Origin of the sequence: Bradyrhizobium symbiodeficiens, from assembly GCF_002266465.3 — a bacterium.
In the GTDB taxonomy this organism is placed as follows: domain Bacteria; phylum Pseudomonadota; class Alphaproteobacteria; order Rhizobiales; family Xanthobacteraceae; genus Bradyrhizobium; species Bradyrhizobium symbiodeficiens.
Window position 1 is genome coordinate 518896 of sequence record NZ_CP029427.2, and the last position, 17923, is coordinate 536818.

Genomic DNA, 17923 nt, shown 5'->3' on the forward strand with positions numbered 1-17923 from the left:
AATGATCGGATCGTCCCCGTTTCGCACCATGTGAACCGGGGTCGTTTCCATTGATCGAACGCAATGGCCCGATGGAATTGCAGCGAAGCCCAGCGCCGAATGATGTTCCTCTGGCTGCGGCAGCCGTGACCGGTCGCATCGTCGAGACCGATATTCCCGCGCGGCTCGACGCATTGCCCTGGAGCGGCTTTCACACCCGAGTCGTGGTGGCGCTCGGCATCACCTGGATCCTCGACGGGCTCGAGGTGACTCTGGCCGGCGCGCTTTCCGGCGCACTGAAACAAAGTCCGTCGCTGCACTTCTCGAATTTCGATCTCGGTATTGCCAATTCCGCCTATCTCGCCGGCGCGGTGCTCGGCGCGCTCGGCTTCGGCTGGCTCACCGACCGCATCGGCCGCAAGAAGCTGTTCTTCATCACGCTGGCGCTCTATCTCTCGGCGACGGCCGCGACCGCGCTGTCTTGGGATGTCGCGAGCTACGCGCTGTTTCGTTTCCTCACCGGCGCCGGCATCGGCGGCGAATACACCGCGATCAACTCGACCATCCAGGAGCTGGTGCCGGCGCGCTATCGCGGCTGGACTGATCTCGTCATCAACGGCAGTTTCTGGATCGGCGCCGCCATGGGCGCGGTCGCGTCCATCGTGCTGCTTGATCCCGCCGTGATCGCGCCCGATTACGGCTGGCGTCTCGCCTATCTGATCGGTGCCGTCATCGGTCTCTTCGTACTCCTGATGCGAATGTGGATTCCGGAAAGTCCGCGCTGGCTGATGATTCATGGTCGCCCCGAGCAGGCCCACGCCATCGTCGACGAGATCGAACGCTCCGTGATCGGACACGACCAGGACGCGAGCGATGGACGCTTTGCCAAGATGCGGCTGAAGATGCGCGATCACACGCCGATCCGCGAGGTCGTTCACACGCTGTTCTCGGCATACCGGCAGCGCGCGGTGGTCGGCCTCGTTCTGATGAGCGCGCAGGCGTTCTTCTACAATGCCATCTTCTTCACCTTCGCGCTGGTGCTGACCGACTTTTACGGCATCAAGGCCGATCACGTCGGCTGGTACCTGCTCCCCTTCGCCGCCGGCAATTTTCTTGGGCCCCTGCTGCTCGGCCGGCTGTTCGATACGCTCGGACGCCGCGTCATGATCATGTTCACCTATGGCGCATCGGGCCTGTTGCTGGCGCTTTCGGGCTATCTGTTCTCGATCGGCGTGCTCACGGCGCAGGGGCAGACCATCGCCTGGATGGTGATCTTCTTCTTCGCCTCGCCGGCCGCCAGCGCGGCCTATCTCACCGTCAGCGAGACCTTTCCACTTGAAGTTCGCGCGCTGGCGATCGCGGTGTTCTATGCGGTCGGCACCGGGATCGGCGGCGTGGCCGGCCCCGCGCTGTTCGGCGTGCTGATCGATACCGGCTCTCGCACCAGCGTGTTCGCCGGCTATCTGCTGGGGTCGGCCCTGATGATCGCCGCCGCGATCGTGGCGTGGCGCTACGCCGTCTCCGCCGAACGCAAATCGCTCGAACAAATCGCCCGGCCGCTCGCCTTTATGGAGTAGACTGATGAAATCGGAACTTGCAGAAATGGCATCGGACCAGAACCGCACCATGCTGGTTGACGAAGCGCCCGACGCGGTGCCGGTGCCGCACGCGCTGGTGCCGCATCTCGACGAGATCGCGATCCTGCTCGACATCGACGGCACGCTGTTGGACCTGATGCCGACGCCGCGCGAAGTGTGGGTGCCGCCGGGCCTGTCGGACACGCTGAACCGGCTGACCGAGCGCACCTCCGGGGCGCTGGCGCTGGTCAGCGGCCGCTCGCTCAACGACATCGATCTGATCTTCGCTCCCGAAGTGTTCAGCGCCGTCGGCGGTCACGGCGCCGAGTTGCGGTTGTCCGTGGGTGATGATGCCGAAGACGTACCCGCGCCCCCGTTGGACAAGGAGCTGAAGCGGCGGCTTGCAGCCATCGCCAAGCTCAGTCCAGGCATCCTGCTCGAGGACAAGGGCTATTCGCTCGCTCTGCATTACCGCCTCGCGCCGCATGCGGAGAAGGCGATCTACGAAGCGGTTTCGGTGATCCGTGCGGATCTGCCCAACGCGCCGATCGAGGTGCTGCCCGGCAAGTTCGTCTGCGAGATCAAGCATTCCGGCTTCACCAAGGCGACTGGCGTGCGTGAGTTGATGACGCGTGAGCCGTTCAAGGGACGGCGTCCGATCTTCATCGGCGACGACGTCACCGACGAAACCGTGTTCGCGATCATGCCCGACATGAACGGGCTTGCCTTCTCGGTCGGTCGCCGTGCGATGGGCGTGAATGGCCATTTCGACGCACCGAACGACGTGCGTGCCTTTCTTGCCCGCCTGCTCGATCCAAGGTGAAACAAAGGCAACGCCACGCCGCAGACATGATGTTTTGGGAACGGGGCCGTCGCGCGCAGCGATGCGTGCTGCGTAACCTGGCGGCATAAGCTGACTTTGCAGTGGAATCCCGGGTTCCAAAAAGGGAAACCCGTTCCAACGCGCGTGCCTGATTTTGGTTTCAATTGGTTGAAACGATGACAGGAACCATATTGATGAACGGCAGTTAAATGGGGTGGAATGAAACAGGAGGGGACGACCTGTGAACTTAGTCGTCGTTTCAAATCGCGTCGCGCGCGGCAAGCCTAACGAGCCCATGACGGGCGGCCTCGCGGCGGCCTTGTTGCCGGTGGTGGAACATTCGGGCGCGATTTGGGTGGGTTCTTCGGGCCGCGTGCGTGACGGCCATCAGAAGGAACCGTTCGCTGAGATCGAGGCGCTCGGATCGGGCGCGATTGCGACGTTGGATCTGCCGGCGGCGCATTACGGTGGCTATTACGAAGGCTTTGCCAATTCGGCGCTGTGGCCCGCGCTGCATTCGCGCAGCGATCTGATCCGCGTCTCGCGCGACGATTACGTGAGCTATCGCGAGGTCAACGCCTTCATGGCGCGCGCCTTGATGCGCTTCCGAAAGGACAAAACCGCGTTCTGGGTGCAGGATTATCATTTCCTCGCGCTTGGCGCCGAACTGCGCGATCTCGGCGTCGACGACCCCATCGGCTTCTTCCTGCATACGCCGTGGCCGGTCGCCGCGGTGATGCAGGGCGTGCCCAATCATCGCGAGCTGGTCACGGCAATGCTGGCCTACGATCTGCTCGGCTTCCAGACCGCGGAGGATTGCCAGAATTTTCTCGGCTATGTCGCAAGCGAGCTCGGCCTCGCTGTCGAGGACGGCGTTGCGATCTCGCAGCACGGCCGCACCCGCTGCGAGGTCTTCCCGATCGGGATCGATGCGGAGAAGTTCGCGCAATACGCGGCAAAATCAGCCACGCATCCCGACGTGTCGCGGCTGCGGCGCAGCCTCAATGGCGAGCGCCTTGCGATCGGTGTCGACCGGCTCGACTATTCGAAGGGCCTCGTCAACCGCATCAGCGCGTTCGATCGGCTCTGGACCGAGCAGCCGCAGTTTTCGCGCAGCATCTCGCTGCTCCAGATCGCCAACCCCTCGCGCGGCGGCATCGAAGCCTATGGCAATCTGCAGCAAGACGTCGCTCGCCTCGTCAGCGACGTCAACGGTCGCCACGGTGAGGTCGACTGGACGCCGATACGTTATTTGAACAAGGGCTTCAGCCAGGCCGTGCTGGCGGGCCTGTACCGGACCGCGCAGATCGGCGTGGTGACGCCGCTGCATGACGGCATGAACCTCGTCGCCAAGGAATATGTCGCAGCCCAAAATCCGGCCGACCCCGGCGTGCTGGTGCTGTCGAAGTTCGCCGGCGCGGCCAACGAGCTTGATGCCGCGCTGCTCGTCAATCCGCACGACATCGACGGCATGGCGCGCGCGATTGCGGTCGCCGCAGCGATGCCGCTCACCGAGCGCAAGATGCGCTGGGACGCGATGATGAAGAAGCTGCGCGGCCACACCATCCAGCAATGGTCGGCCGATTTCGTCGAGGAGCTGGAGAAGTGCCGGACCGAGAAGGCTGCGGTCGCCCCGCTCGCCGCGCAGCCGCCCCAGGCATTGCGCTGGCTGAAGTCGGCGATCTCAGGCGTGCGGTTGATTTAGCTCTCGAGAGCCGCTCGATGTTCTTCCCTTCTCCCGCAAGGGGCGAAGGAATGACGTCAATAGCAATAAGACACTCCATCCAGAATCGCGCATTGCCGCTTGTTCGGCGCATTGGGATCGTCCATCGGCACCACGCCCTTGCCCTGGCCGACGAACACGCCGGGCCCGACATGCACCGAGCTCTTGTTGCCGATGATCACGCTCTGATGCGGCGTCGAACTCGAGCGCGTGCCGTCCGGCCAGAGGATAGCATCGCCGGACAGCACCCCGCGCCGCCCGTCGTCGCAGCTCACGTCGACGCCTTGCCGGTTGCAGATCTGGGCGGCGGCCGGCACGGCGAAGGCGAGGCCGAGGGCCGAAATCAGGCTGAGGGCGGCGATGGTGCTGCGGAGGGTCATGGCGTCCCCAGTCGGGTTTGCTGTTCTCACGTGAATCGTCGCGCCAAACCCGTCAAGGGTTCAGCCGGTAGGCGGGTCAGGACATCCGCAACGCCAGATATTATCTCGTAAATACAATATCTTACGGAAAATTCGCCCGATTTCCCTGCGATCCCTTGCAAAATCATCGGCGCCCCTTCAAGAGAGGGCGCTCCGGAGAGATGGCCGAGTGGCTTAAGGCGCACGCTTGGAAAGCGTGTGTGCGGGAAACCGTACCGTGGGTTCGAATCCCACTCTCTCCGCCATCCCACCGAGATGATCTCGTACTTCGGCCCGAAGACAGATCAAAAATGCAGCCTTTTTCCTGCTTTTTGCTAACAGAGAGGTCCGCTCACGCGTCCGACCTAAAGCCGGCTAGGTCTGGAGAACCGAATTTTCTCCGAATCTTAGAACAAGCAGAATCGGTCCAGTACGGCATTTCCTGGAAAAATCGTGGGCTTATTGGCTCGCGGTTTGAATCTCTCTCGCGCAATCGACAAGATCAACGCCGAAGCGATATGTTCCCGTGACACGATTCGCGCCATAGTTGAGAAGTAATACCTCCAATCTGAACGGATCTATTAGGCATTGTGACCATTGCTGCATAATGGCGATTGAGCCCAATGCTGGTCTGAGCAGTTCCCATCCTCCACGAGCGGCAAGTAATCCGAGGACAAGAAACGCCTCAATGCAGATCACTGACTATCAAGCAAAATACTTCGCCTACGACATCACACGAAGACGCGCACCTGACAGTGCTGACAAACTAGCTGGCGCGGTTGCGGGGGCGCAGGTGGATCTCAATCCGCATCAAGTCGATGCGGCGCTCTTCGCATTTTCATCGCCCCTCTCGAAAGGCGCGCTTCTGGCCGACGAAGTGGGCCTTGGAAAAACTATTGAAGCCGGGCTTGTCATTTCGCAGCGCTGGGCGGAGGGAAAGCGCTGCGTACTCATCATCACCCCGTCAAACCTACGAAAGCAGTGGCATCAGGAACTAAGCGAGAAATTTTTTCTTCCATCTACGATCCTAGAGTCACGCTCTTACAACGAGTCAATCAAGTCAGGTTGTTACCGTCCCTTTGATGTCAAAGATACCGTTGTCATCTGCTCGTTTCAGTTCGCTCGAAACAAAGCGTCAGATGTTCATGCCATGCCGTGGGACTTAGTTGTAATCGACGAAGCCCACAGGCTTCGGAATGTCTACAAGCCGTCCAATGTCATTGCGAATACACTGAAGCATGCGCTTGGGCAGAAGCAGAAGTTACTGCTGACAGCAACTCCGCTTCAGAATTCTCTACTTGAGCTTTTTGGCCTGGTCAGTTTTATCGACGAACATGCATTCGGAGATATCAAGAGTTTCCGTGAACAATTTGCCAATCTGACGCAGGATCGCGTCTTTCATGTTCTCAAAGAGCGCCTAAAGCCTCTCTGCCACCGCACGTTGCGTCGGCAGGTGACAGCCTACGTCCCCTATACGCGTCGCTTGGCACTAGTTGAAGAGTTCACGCCGACCGATGGGGAGGATCGGCTTTATGAGCTTGTGTCTGAGTACCTGCGACGAGATAATCTCCAAGCCCTGCCGGCCAGTCAGCGTTCCCTGATGACACTTGTCTTGCGGAAGCTGCTCGCGTCTTCGACCTTTGCCATTGCTGGCGCGCTATCTTCAATGTCGCGGCGGATGCAGGCTAAGCTAAAAAAGCATGAGGTTCAACCGACGCTCGAAGATGATCTCGCGCGGGATTACGAGAGCCTTGATACCACGGCTGAAGAGTGGCCGGAGGACGAGGAACTCGAACCTCTCACCGACACCGATCGAAGGGCGATCGAGTCCGAAATCGCCGACCTAAATGAATTCGCTCGACTCGCCACCTCGATCGAACACAATGCGAAGGGAAAGTCTCTCCTGGAGGCGCTCGACGTGGGCTTTGCTAAGGCCGAGGAGCTCGGTGCTGCGCCAAAAGCAATTATCTTCACCGAGTCACGAAAGACTCAGGCCTATCTCCTGCGGATCTTAGCCGACAGTCCATATGCCGATGGTATCGTGTTGTTTAACGGCACGAATACTGACGATCGCTCGAAGCAGATTTACGCCAAATGGATTGAGCGTCATCAAGGTTCAGATCGCGTTAGCGGGTCGAAGACCGCAGATATGCGATCCGCCTTGGTCGATTATTTTCGCGAAGAAGGCCATATTATGATCGCGACCGAAGCGGGCGCAGAGGGCATTAATCTTCAATTCTGCTCGCTCGTCGTGAACTACGACCTGCCCTGGAATCCACAGCGGATTGAACAGCGAATTGGCCGGTGCCATCGCTACGGCCAGAAGCACGACGTTGTCGTGGTCAACTTCCTCAATCGCAAGAACGAAGCCGATCAACGCGTGTACCAGCTTTTGTCCGAGAAATTCAAATTGTTCGAAGGCGTGTTCGGAGCGAGCGATGAGGTGCTGGGTGCGATCGAGTCTGGCGTAGACTTCGAGAAGCGCATCAGTGCCATCTATCAGCAGTGTCGGCAAACGGAAGAGATCAAGACGGCTTTTGACCAGCTGCAATTTGAGCTCAGTCTCGAAATCAATGAGGCAATGAGCCAAACTCGACAGAAGTTGCTTGAGAATTTCGACGACGAGGTTCGCGAGAAACTTAAGATTCGCGACGAAGATGCGAAGGCATACCTCGACCGCTTTGAGCAGCTGCTCATGCGTGTCACTCGGCACGAGCTGAACGGCTGCGCGGAATTCCTGAACGCTTCGTCGTTCCGCTTAAAGTCAAAGCTAGATTGGCTCGATGGCCGGGAAATTCCTCTCGGACTTTACGAATTGCCGCGGCGTTCGGGAGAGGCACATCTTTACCGGCTGAGCCATCCTTTGGGCGAAGCGATCGTCGAACGTGCTAAAGCGCGAGAGCTTCCCCCGGCGGAGGTGATCTTGGACTACACCAATTATACCGGGAAGGTGAGTGCGCTAGAGCCTCACAAAGGTCAGTCCGGATGGCTAGCGGCGTCCGTGCTTTCCATCGAAGCACTCGATCAAGCCGAAGATCATCTTCTGATGTCCGGTTTGTCAGATGCTGGCGAGTTATTGAATAATGACGTCGCTTTACGCTTGTTAACTCTGGCAGGACAGGTCGGACCGCAGGTGCCCCTCCCAGCCCATACGATGGACCGGCTGAATGGCGCTCTTCGGGTCCAGCAGCAAGGCATCCAACGTTCGATCTCGGAGCGCAATGCACGCTTCTTCGAAGCCGAAGCGGACAAGCTTGACGGCTGGGCGGATGACCTCAAAGTCGGCCTCGAGCGGGAAATCAAAGAGATTGACAGGCAAATCAAGGATGCGCGGCGCGCCGCGACGACCGCATTAACGCTGGAAGAAAAGCTAGCGGGACAGAAGCAAATAAGATCCTTGGAAGCGCTAAGAAATCAGAAGCGTCGGGCACTTTTTGATTCGCAGGATCAAATCGATAAGCAGCGGTCAGACCTCATTTTAGAGATCGAGACGAAGTTGGAACAGAAAGCCGACGTTGTTCCGCTTTTTGCGATCCGCTGGAAGTTGGTGTGAGAAGCGATGCCCAACGCTGCGGAGAAAATTGCCCACATCGAAGCTGCGCTCCGGCGTCGGTTCTTTCCGTTAGTGCCGGAGCGTGCGCAGAATTGGACCCTGGTTCAGCATGACGTCGATCGTTGTTCACGTTCGCTCGCGGCTTACGCGTTGTGCGGGATGTGTGGATTGAGCGATGCCGCTGCCACGGCAGCACTGGTCGATGGCGGCGATGACGGCGGGATTGACGCGCTTTATTTCGATCGCGCGGGGCAGCGACTGCTCGTCGTCCAATCCAAATTCAAACGGCCGAGCAATCCGGACAATCCGCAGGGCGCCGGCCCCAATCAGGGAGAGACACTCAAGTTCATCAATGGCACGAAAGCTCTCATGGAGCGGCGCTTCGACGGGTTCAATGCAGCTGTTAGGAATCACTTAGACGAAATCGAGGAAGCGCTTGATACGCCAGGAGTAAAGATTTTCCTCTTGCTGCCATTCCTGGGGGAAACGCTTGACGCTCACGCGAAAGCCGACATCGACGCTTTCGTCGCTCAGTGCAACAGCCTTTCAGACTGCATGATCGCCATCGTCGTCGGCATCAGTCAAACTTACGACTGGATGGTTGCGGAGCAGGCAAATCCCGCCGTCGATGTCCGTCTCACCCTTGAGAAGTGGTCCAGCGTGACCGCGCCGCGGAAAGCGGTCTACGGGCTGGTGAAGGGCCAAGACCTCGCGGCGTTGGTGACCGAGCATGGAACCGCACTCTTCGAGCGCAACATTCGGCATTATCTCGGCTCGGTTGGTGTCAATGTCGCGATTGAGGAGACGGTACGGCGAAAGCCGGAGGACTTTTTTTATCTGAACAACGGCATTACGGCTGTCACGAGGGCCATTACTCAGGCGCCGGGCTCGCCCGATCGCTGTGTGTTCGGGCTTACGGCTTTCTCCATCGTCAATGGCGCCCAGACAGCGGGCTCCATCACGACGGCCTCGATCGCCGCGGCAATATCTGAGCGCGCAAAGCTCCACATCACGGTCATTGAAGTGCCCGACCCGGCCGATGATTTCGCCGTACGAGTCACACGAGCACGCAACTACCAGAATCAGGTGCGCGGCGTCGATTTCGCAGCGCTCGATCCTAACCAGGAGCGATTACGGCAGGAACTCGCAGCGGTTGGCATTCGCTACCATTATAGGCCGTCTGCGGAGTCGCGTGTTCGACAGGACGATGCTTTCACGCTCGAAGAAGCGGCTCTCGCGCTGGCTTGTCTTGCATTCGCCGTTACGGACGGGCAGCGAAGAGGCCATCGGGGACCGACCGCAATAGACTTTGTCGTTATAGCTAAGCGCGAGATTGGTCGCCTATGGGAACAGGAAGGTGCGATCTATTCCCAGCTCTTTCCAGCGTCGATATCTGGCGTTCGGATTTGCAGGCTCGTCCGCATCTACCAATTCATCGACCGTATTCTAGCCGGGAATGAACGGGCAGAGACTGCCTACGACCGGCGGATGTTTTTCCGGCATGGCCGTTATTTCATCATGGGCTTGGTCGCACATCGTCTACCGGGGCTTATCGCGAAAGCTGCTCCTGGCCTCACAACCGAGGAGGAGCGTGAGATTTCGCAGGAGACCAATCAGCTTTCTGAGGTGATCTTTGCGACCTCCAAGGCTATGCAGATCGATCGTGGCTTTCTGGCCATTTTCCGCAATCTCACCGACGTGCAGCCGCTTGCCGAAAATGTTCTCCTGCGGCTAGCCGAGCTGGATGCCGCTCAGAACCCACCGGGAGCTGCCAGCGCCGCTGCGCCGGCGATCGCCACAGCCGCAACGGACCAAGTATGACAAAAAAACAGAAACTCGAATTGACCTGGGTAGGCAAAGAGAACCGGCCGAGATTGGAGCCGCGAATTCTGCTGGAGAACCCGGAGAAATCCTATCACGCGAAACATCGAGTGAGTGACGATGACATTTTCGACAACCGGCTGATCTTCGGCGATAACCTGCTCGCGCTGAAGGCGCTGGAGCAGGAATTCGCCGGCAAGGTGAAGTGCATTTATATCGATCCTCCCTACAACACGGGAAGCGCCTTCGAGCATTATGATGATGGTCTAGAGCACTCTACGTGGTTGTCACTAATTAGCGTAAGACTGCAGATTTTGTGGCGATTATTGTCTCCAGAAGGGTCATTTTGGATTTCAATAGACGACTACGAGATGCCTTATTTACGCGTCGTAATGGACGAAATTTTCGGACGCGCAAATCACATTGCGACGAACGTTTGGCAAAAGCGCTATTCACGCGAAAACCGTGAAGCGATCGGCGACGTGCACGAATACATAGTTGTTTATGCAAAATCGCCCGACTTCTTTAAGAGAAATCGCAACATGCTCGAACTTACTGCTGAGCAGAAGAAGGTATATAAGAACCCTACGAACGATCCTAAGGGGCCGTGGCGTACAATACCAATTACGGCGCAGGCTGGCCACGCAACCAAGTCTCAATTTTATACAATTGTTGGTCCAACGGGTAAGTCATTTGATCCTCCTGCTGGAAACTGTTGGCGATATTCAAAGGATGTTTTCGACAGGATGCTGGCTGAGGGCCGCATTTATTTTGGAAAAGACGGAAACAGCCAACCTACCACGATCCGTTACCTGTCTGAGGTACCTGGTGCTGTGCCGTGGACTTGGTGGCCCCATACGGAAGTTGGGAACACAGATGAGTCGAAGAAGGAGATGATCAACCTTTTCCCAAAGATCGAACTGTTCGACACTCCCAAACCTGAACGTCTGATCAAACGGATCATCCACATTGCGACCAACCCGGGCGACCTTGTCCTCGACTCCTTTGCTGGCTCCGGCACGACGGGGGCAGTCGCCCACAAGATGGCGCGCCGCTGGATCATGGTGGAGCTGGGCGAGCACTGCCACACGCACATCATTCCCCGGCTAAAGAAGGTCATCGACGGCGAAGACAAGGGAGGCGTAACAGAGGATTGCCAGTGGCAAGGCGGCGGCGGCTTCCGCTATTTCAAGCTCGCTCCGTCGCTTCTCGAAAAGGACAGGTGGGGCCGTGAGGTCATCAGCAAGGCCTACAATGCCGAGATGCTGGCCGAGGCGCTGTGCAAGATCGAGGGCTTCACCTATGCGCCGAGCGACAGCGTGTATTGGCAGCAAGGCAAGTCGACCGAGCGTGACTTCATCTTTGTGACGACGCAGACGCTTTCGCCGGCTCAGCTTGACGCCTTGAGCGAGGAGGTCGGCGAGCAACGCACGTTGCTTGTGCTATGCGCGGCGTTCCGGGGCAACACGTCTGCCTGGCCCAACTTGACGGTGAAGAAGATCCCGAACCACATTCGTGAACGCTGCGAATGGGGCCATGACGACTACAGCCTCAACGTCGAGAATTTGCCCAAAGCGCCGCCAGCCCGAGAAGCTTGGCCACCGACACCGAAAGTGGCAGACAGTGCGCTATCCCGCTCCGCTTCCCAGCCGGGCCTATTCGATTCCGCGGGAGACGACCAATGAACCGTCACGTCAACGCCATCGCCGGCCGTCTCAGTCTCCGCGCGCCGCAGCGGCAATCTCTCGAAGTTCTGGATCGCGTCACCGAACTAGTGCCACCGCGAAAGGGCGCCGATCTGGAGGCGGCGCTTGCGACGATTCGAGCTGAATTCTCTGGCATGACGGATTTCGAACGTAACTTCCCATCCTTGTGTTTCGCGTTGGCGACCGGCGTTGGCAAAACCCGGCTCATGGGCGCGTTCATCGCATATTTACACCTGGCGCACGGCCTGAACAATTTTTTTGTGCTCGCGCCAAACCTGACGATCTACAACAAGCTCATTGCCGACTTCACACCCAACACGCCGAAATACGTCTTAAATGGTATTGCTGAATTCGCGATCTCGCCGCCCGTCATCACAACGGGTGACAATTTCGAGCGGCAGATCGCCAGCGGCGGCAATCTGTTCCCGGTTACTATCAACATCTTCAATATCTCGAAGATTAACTCCGAGGTAAGGGGCGGCCGTAGCCCGCGCATCCGCAGCTTTAAGGAAGAGATCGGGGACAGTTATTTCGACTATCTTGCGGCGCAAAGGGACCTCGTCTTGATCATGGACGAGTCGCACCGCTACCGCGCGACGGCGGGCGTTCGCGCCATCAACGAGCTGAAGCCGGTCATAGGTCTGGAGCTAACGGCGACCCCCTTTGTCGAGACGACGCGAGGGCCGGCGCCTTTCTTAAATGTGATTTTTGATTATCCGCTCGGCCGCGCCATGGCCGACGGCTTCGTCAAGGAGCCGGCTGTAGTCACCCGCGAGAACTTCGTCGCGACCGGCAAGTCGCCCGAGCAGTTGCAGCAGATCAAATTAGAAGACGGCGTGCGCCTGCATGAAAGCGTCAAGGTCGAACTGGAGACCTACGCGCGTCAGGCTGGTGAGCGTATCGTCAAGCCCTTCATGCTCGTGATTGCGCGCGACACCACGCACGCCGCGGAGCTGATCACGCTGATTAAGTCCAACGCATTCTTCGAGGGCCGGTATGCGGACAAGGTGATACAGGTCGATTCCAGCGTAAAGGAGGAGGAGACGATTGAAAGGCTTCTCAGGGTTGAAAGTTCCGACGAGCCGACCGAAATTGTCATACACGTCAACATGCTAAAGGAAGGATGGGACGTCACCAACCTATATACGATAGTGCCGTTGCGCGCCGCCAATGCCCGCACGCTAATCGAGCAATCGATCGGGCGCGGCTTGCGTCTGCCCTATGGCCGGCGGACCGGTGTCACGGCTGTCGATCGGCTGAATATCGTAGCTCACGATCGCTTCCAGGAGATCGTTGATGAGGCGCGCAAACCGGATTCAGCTATCCGCCTTCAGCAGGTGATTCTCACCGAAGAGCAACTGCACCGGAAGACCGTCACAGTTGAATCGCGACCTCAGCTCGCCGCTAAGCTCGGCCTGCACTCCGATGTTCCGATTAGAGGGGCGCCCGATTTTCAAGAAGCTTCGACTGAATTTACTCAAGAAGAGCAGCAGGTCGTTCGGATCGCATATGACGTAATCCGCAAGTTGGAGACCGAGCCATCGCGCTTGCCCAGTGTCGTGCATCTGCAAAACCCGGAGGTGCAGGCGGCTATTCTGCGGGAGGTCAAAAGTCAATATCGTCCGGCGCAATTAGAGCTGGATGGTATCGCCGAACAACCTGATCTCACTGCCATCGTTGCGAAGACCGTCGATCTGGTGGTTCAGCAGACGATCGATATTCCACGCATCCTCGTCACGCCAAAAGGCGAAGTGAAATCTGGCTTCCATCGCTTCACACTTGATCTGTCGCGGATGCAATATGAAGTGCCGAACGAGACGCTGTGGGCCGCACATTTGCGGACCGGGCAGGTCGATCGGATCGGCCTTGGAGTGGGCAACATCGATGAGCAGCGGTTGGAGGATTACGTCGTCAGCGGTCTGATCGACTTCGACGACGTTGCCTACGATGATCATGCCGATCTGCTTTACGAACTTGCTGCTCAGGTAGTGATGCATTTGTTGGCGACCCATCCGGAAGACGGCGCTCGCAAGATCCTGCGACTTCACCAGAGGGAAATCGCCCGCTTCGTTCATGCACAGATGCAGAGCCATTTCTGGCAAGACGTCGAAGTTGAATACGATGTTGTCGTCACTCGCGGCTTCACAGGTCTGCGTCCAAGTGCGTACACGGCAATTGAGGGGGAAGCGCCCCTGGACTACAAATGCTCTCCTGCTGATAAGAGTAATATGTCCAAATATCTGTTCGGCGGATTTAGCCGGTGTCTTTACGCGATTCAGAAATTTCAGTCCGACGCTGAACGAAAACTTGCCGTTATCCTGGAGCGCGAGGCAAGGAAATGGTTCAAACCAGCAAAAGGCCAGTTCCAGATCTACTATAAGAGCGGTGCTGACCATCCGGAGTATCAGCCGGACTTCGTGGCCGAAACAGAAGATGAGATTCTCATGCTCGAGCCAAAGGCGTCGAATCAGATGACCGATCCGGAAGTGTTGTCGAAGCGGGAGGCTGCCAACAATTGGTGTAGGCATGCATCAGATCATGCTCGTCGCCATGGAGGTAAGCCTTGGGTTTACCTCCTAATCCCTCACGATACCATTGCGGAAAATATGACGCTTGAAGGTCTGGCTAAGCTCCGTTGACTACCAACCGCTGGTTTATTTTCGTTCCATAATTCTCGATGTGCGAATCCGCACTCGCCCCGCGCCTAGTTCGGATGGGAGCGTTAGCGGCTTTCGGCTTTCCGGGCCGTTGAGCTGATCAGAACTTGCTGCTCATCCCAGTCAGCGGGGATGGCTTTCAACAGCTGCGCCAGCTCAAGCCCGCCAGGCTGCAGGCCGTTCAGGATGGCTTCGGTGATGGCCGGCGATAGCAACGTCAGCCGAAGTATGCGGCAAAGATAGGACTCGTTGATCTTCTCAGCTTTGGCGAGGTCTCGCACCGAGCCAAACAGGTTGGATTCGAGCATGTTGCGCCAGCGATGGGCCCGCACCACGGCTTTGATCAGCGTGTTGTCGACCTGCGGCTCCGCAGGCGCCCAAGCTTCGACGTTTGCAGGCGTGACCACGCGCTTGCGCCCACCCGATCGCCGCAATGAAATCGAGATGCTCACAACCATTGTGCTGCCATCGCGGCTGAGCTTCGGTCGACCGATAGGGCCGAGAGTGAGAGTGGTTGGCCTGTTCATTCGGCGGCCTGCGGCAAGGGCTGGGGCTGCAATTCCGAGGAGAGCGAGGTCAAGCCCTGGATCTTCAATGTTATGTCCATCCGCTCGGCATGCATATCGATGCGGTCAACCAGCAGCTGAACGATGCGGGCCTGTTCGGCGGGAAACAGTTCGTCCCAGAGCTCGTCGAAGCCGAGGAGCGCGCTTCGGACTTCGGCCTCGCTGACATCAGCGGATTGTTTGCGCAGAGCGCGCCAGGTCTGAACGATCACTTCTGGGGTCTGCAGGAGCAGACGAACTTGATCGATGATGATTCGCTCTAACTCGGCCGCAGGCACCAGCTTGACGGGACAGTCTGATCTGCCCTGCTTCATAGCGGTCTGGCTGATGTAATAGCGATAAAGCCGGCCCGATTTACGCGTGTGGGTCGGCGACATCGCCGCGCCATCGGGCCCGAACAACAGACCCCTCAGCAGGGCGGGGGTCTGCGCCCGGCTGTTGTTGGCGCGCTTGCGCGGGCTCTCTTTGAGAATAGCGTGAACCTGATCCCAGAGCTTGCGATCGACGATCGCTTCGTGCTCGCCCGGATATGAGGTGCCCTTATGAACGGCCTCGCCAAGATAGACCCGGTTGTGGAGGATCTTGTACAGCACCCCCTTGTCCAGGAGGTGTCCGTATCGCGTACGTTGGTCGGCCGTGACGAGCTCGCGAGCCAGCAGGGTCGCGGACTTGAGCTGTACGAAGCGCCGAAAAATGGACCGGACCCGCTCCGCATCGGCCTCATGAATGAGCAATTTGCGGTCGCGGACTTCATAGCCGAGCGGCGTCCAGCCGCCCATCCATTTGCCGCGCTTGCGAGAGGCCGCGACCTTGTCGCGAATGCGCTCCCCGATCAGCTCGCGCTCGAACTGGGCGAAGGTCACCAGGATGTTCAGCGCCATGCGGCCCATGGCATCCTTGGTGTTGAAGGATTGGGTGACGGACACGAAAGTCACCCCGTGGCATTCGAACAGCTCCACAAGGTTGAGGAAGTCCAGCATCGACCGCGAAAGGCGGTCGATCTTGTAAACAACGATGACGTCGATCTTGCCGGCTTGCACAGCAGCGAGGAGGCGTTTCAGGGCAGGCCGTTCGAGAGTGCCACCCGAGAAGCCGCCATCATCGTAGCGGTCGGAAACCGGCGTCCACCCCTCGGCCCGCTGGCTCACGATGTAAGCCTCACACGACTCGCGCTGCGCATCGAGTGAGTTGAAGTCCATGTCGAGGCCTTCTTCGCTGGACTTGCGGGTATACACCGCACAGCGGATTTTACGGACGCCTGGGCTGCCTGGGGCTGCTCCCTCGAAGGAGTTGGCGAACAGGGAGGCTCGCCGTTTCTGTGATGGGCGGGGCGTCATTTGCCGACGGAGTTTTTCAAGCCAAAGAAGACCCAGCCGTTCCACTGAGTGCCCGTGATCTGGCGGGCGACCGAGGACAGGGATTTGTAGGGGCGGCCGAGATATTCGAAATCGTCGTGGCGAACGGTGACGCAGTGCTCGACGCCCTCCCATTCGCGGATCAGCTTCGTCCCGGCGACCGGCCGCAGAAGCGGCCGGGTCTTGCGGTCGGCGGGCTTCTGGTCGGCGTACTGCTTGGCCATGGCCTTGAGCCGCTCGGTGGTTTCCCGGCTCAGGCCGCCATAGGCCAATTCCTGAATGCGGTAAGCCAGCCGGCTCTCCAGGAAGCGGCGGTTATAAGCTGGTGGCTCAGTATCGAAAAGCTCGCGCCAGCGGGCCTTGAGGACGGGGGCGGAGGCGCCTTTAAGGGCGGCCAACTGGGTCAAAACGGTGTCTTTCACTGGGTAATTTCCTGGGCTCTGTGAGCCTCATCACCCCCAGACAACCCGGCACAGTCGAGTGGAGAATTTGCGGGATTGGGCAAATTTCGACTGGACTTTCGGTCGAGAACACGCAGAAGGCCGGTGGCCAAAATGGTGGCCAACTCGTTGATTGCGTCCTGCGGCGATGGCGAATCAGAGAGAGGATGAGACATTGTCTCGGCAGGATGAGCTCGACCTTTCTTGATGTCAGGCAATCAAGCCCGTTCACCAAGTCAGGGTATTTTACCCGCAGGCCACTAGTTGGTGCCCAATGGATTCCTCAAGACCAAGACGGTGGTCCTTCAAATTGCCCCGGGCAGAAGCGGCGCTGCCGGGCGGGCCCTTCGAGAGTTTCGAGCAGGCGGTGCAATCGCTGCGACCTATTTCTACAATGCACCGGCTAAGCGAGTTCGGTGAGCGACAACATTGCGCCTGCGTATCTTGCGCTGGCAATGAAGTGCAGCGTCTGGCCATCGAATTCAACCAAAACAAATTACTTGAGCGAGACGCGCCGCGCGCCAAGCACGTAGTCGATCGAGTGAACCTCATCGCCGAATGCGCTGATCAGCTACTGAATGCCATCAAGAGTACTGACGACTACACTCGGAAAGCCTTAGTGGAATATGGTAGATATAACTCCGTTCAGGATCTTCCAGTATATTCTGGCTATTTCGACCATGTTGAGGACGATGAGGATTATCCTGATCCTGCCGACTCCGACAGCGAGAGTTTGTGGATACAGAATTTGCTAGAGTTGCGTCAGGGCGCAAGACTTGTCGCAGCCGAATTTAGAAAAAGCCGTGGTGCTGAACAGAGCGCACCGATTGATAAGGGAGGGCGCACGAACCTGTTCAAGGAAGGGCTTGGAACCCCTGACCGCAATCTCGTCATTTCGGGCTGGAGTGTGTTTGAAACATTTCAGTACAAGCAGGCTAAAGGCACGGAGCACGGGGCATTTCACGGCTTTCTCAAGCACGTGTTCAAGTATGCCACTGGCCGCAGCTCTGAACGGCACTCGAGCATTGGTTCATGGGTGAAGGCTCTTGCGAGCCTGCTCCGACAGCGAGACGATGCCTCCGAAAGATATCTCTCTGCAGAGATGCTCTATCAAATGCTAGGGTCGGACCCTGATCCTAATCCGCTAACAAGGCAAAAGCTGGCTCTCGCTATGATGGAAGCTGCCGACAAACGAGAAATCCTAAATAACCGAATCCGTCAAACTAAGCTGAGCAAAAAAGCCTCGCAGAATTAGCCGAGTAGTTTGCCTGATCGAGTTTCCGACCTCTTGTAGATTGACCAGGGTGATCGCTGGTAGGCAGCGA

At 58.1% G+C, this 17923-nt stretch carries 12 protein-coding genes and 1 tRNA gene; 9 read left to right on the forward strand and 4 right to left on the reverse strand.

Annotated features, from left to right (window positions below; all coding sequences use genetic code 11):
* Positions 1–71: 71 nt before the first annotated feature.
* The 3 genes from CIT39_RS02435 (at position 72) to CIT39_RS02445 (ending at position 4084) form a co-directional block, all read left to right on the forward strand.
* Complete coding sequence (locus tag CIT39_RS02435) at positions 72–1556, forward strand: MFS transporter (RefSeq protein WP_162308852.1); 1485 nt, start codon at positions 72–74, stop codon at positions 1554–1556.
* Between the two features lie 4 nt (positions 1557–1560).
* A complete protein-coding gene (otsB, locus tag CIT39_RS02440) occupies positions 1561–2379 on the forward strand; it encodes a trehalose-phosphatase (protein WP_094973635.1) in 819 nt (272 codons plus the stop codon).
* A 241-nt stretch (positions 2380–2620) separates the two neighbouring features.
* Positions 2621–4084 (forward strand): trehalose-6-phosphate synthase, encoded by a 1464-nt coding sequence (locus tag CIT39_RS02445; protein ID WP_094973634.1) that lies wholly within the window; start codon positions 2621–2623, stop codon positions 4082–4084.
* 56 nt (positions 4085–4140) lie between these two features.
* Here the strand turns inward: CIT39_RS02445 and CIT39_RS02450 are convergent, their stop codons facing one another.
* Positions 4141–4482, reverse strand: a complete 342-nt coding sequence (locus CIT39_RS02450; protein ID WP_094973633.1) for a hypothetical protein — start codon at positions 4480–4482, stop codon at positions 4141–4143.
* A gap of 194 nt (positions 4483–4676) precedes the next feature.
* Here CIT39_RS02450 and CIT39_RS02455 point away from each other — a divergent pair.
* From CIT39_RS02455 to CIT39_RS02475, 5 genes are all read left to right on the forward strand, one after another.
* Positions 4677–4766, forward strand: a tRNA-Ser gene (locus CIT39_RS02455).
* 422 nt (positions 4767–5188) lie between these two features.
* On the forward strand, positions 5189–8053 hold the full coding sequence (locus CIT39_RS02460; protein ID WP_094973632.1) for an SNF2-related protein: 2865 nt from the start codon (positions 5189–5191) through the stop codon (positions 8051–8053).
* Positions 8054–8059: 6 nt separating this feature from the next.
* The gene (locus CIT39_RS02465) at positions 8060–9874 is read left to right on the forward strand and encodes an AIPR family protein (protein ID WP_094973631.1); all 1815 of its coding nucleotides are present in this window, start codon (positions 8060–8062) and stop codon (positions 9872–9874) included.
* On the forward strand, positions 9871–11559 hold the full coding sequence (locus tag CIT39_RS02470) for a site-specific DNA-methyltransferase (protein WP_094973630.1): 1689 nt from the start codon (positions 9871–9873) through the stop codon (positions 11557–11559). The genes CIT39_RS02465 and CIT39_RS02470 overlap by 4 nt, the downstream gene beginning before the upstream one ends.
* Positions 11556–14219: a DEAD/DEAH box helicase gene (locus tag CIT39_RS02475; RefSeq protein WP_094973629.1), complete on the forward strand. Its 2664-nt coding sequence runs from the start codon at positions 11556–11558 to the stop codon at positions 14217–14219. The genes CIT39_RS02470 and CIT39_RS02475 overlap by 4 nt, the downstream gene beginning before the upstream one ends.
* Positions 14220–14302: 83 nt before the next feature.
* On the opposite strand, the gene CIT39_RS02480 is transcribed toward CIT39_RS02475, so the two are convergent.
* The 3 genes from CIT39_RS02480 to CIT39_RS02490 form a co-directional block, all read right to left on the reverse strand.
* Complete coding sequence (locus tag CIT39_RS02480; RefSeq protein ID WP_244607504.1) at positions 14303–14695, reverse strand: hypothetical protein; 393 nt, start codon at positions 14693–14695, stop codon at positions 14303–14305.
* A 65-nt stretch (positions 14696–14760) separates the two neighbouring features.
* Positions 14761–16002, reverse strand: coding sequence for a recombinase family protein (locus CIT39_RS02485; protein WP_244607505.1), 1242 nt, complete (start codon positions 16000–16002; stop codon positions 14761–14763).
* A gap of 134 nt (positions 16003–16136) precedes the next feature.
* Positions 16137–16580, reverse strand: coding sequence for a DUF2924 domain-containing protein (locus CIT39_RS02490; protein WP_094973627.1), 444 nt, complete (start codon positions 16578–16580; stop codon positions 16137–16139).
* A gap of 478 nt (positions 16581–17058) precedes the next feature.
* Between CIT39_RS02490 and CIT39_RS02495 the strand changes: the two genes are divergently transcribed.
* Entirely contained in the window at positions 17059–17853 is a 795-nt protein-coding gene (locus CIT39_RS02495; protein WP_094973626.1) for a hypothetical protein, read from the forward strand.
* The last annotated feature ends 70 nt before the right edge of the window (positions 17854–17923 follow it).

Bases quoted from the DNA above. Each gene is read 5' to 3' on its own strand.
- CIT39_RS02450 (WP_094973633.1), bottom strand. From the start codon at position 4,482: ATGACCCTCCGCAGCACCATCGCCGCCCTCAGCCTGATTTCGGCCCTC.
- CIT39_RS02465 (WP_094973631.1), top strand. From the start codon at position 8,060: ATGCCCAACGCTGCGGAGAAAATTGCCCACATCGAAGCTGCGCTCCGG.
- CIT39_RS02480 (WP_244607504.1), bottom strand. From the start codon at position 14,695: ATGGTTGTGAGCATCTCGATTTCATTGCGGCGATCGGGTGGGCGCAAG.
- CIT39_RS02470 (WP_094973630.1), top strand. From the start codon at position 9,871: ATGACAAAAAAACAGAAACTCGAATTGACCTGGGTAGGCAAAGAGAAC.
- CIT39_RS02475 (WP_094973629.1), top strand. From the start codon at position 11,556: ATGAACCGTCACGTCAACGCCATCGCCGGCCGTCTCAGTCTCCGCGCG.
- CIT39_RS02460 (WP_094973632.1), top strand. From the start codon at position 5,189: ATGCAGATCACTGACTATCAAGCAAAATACTTCGCCTACGACATCACA.
- CIT39_RS02485 (WP_244607505.1), bottom strand. From the start codon at position 16,002: ATGGACTTCAACTCACTCGATGCGCAGCGCGAGTCGTGTGAGGCTTAC.
- CIT39_RS02435 (WP_162308852.1), top strand. From the start codon at position 72: ATGGAATTGCAGCGAAGCCCAGCGCCGAATGATGTTCCTCTGGCTGCG.
- otsB (WP_094973635.1), top strand. From the start codon at position 1,561: ATGAAATCGGAACTTGCAGAAATGGCATCGGACCAGAACCGCACCATG.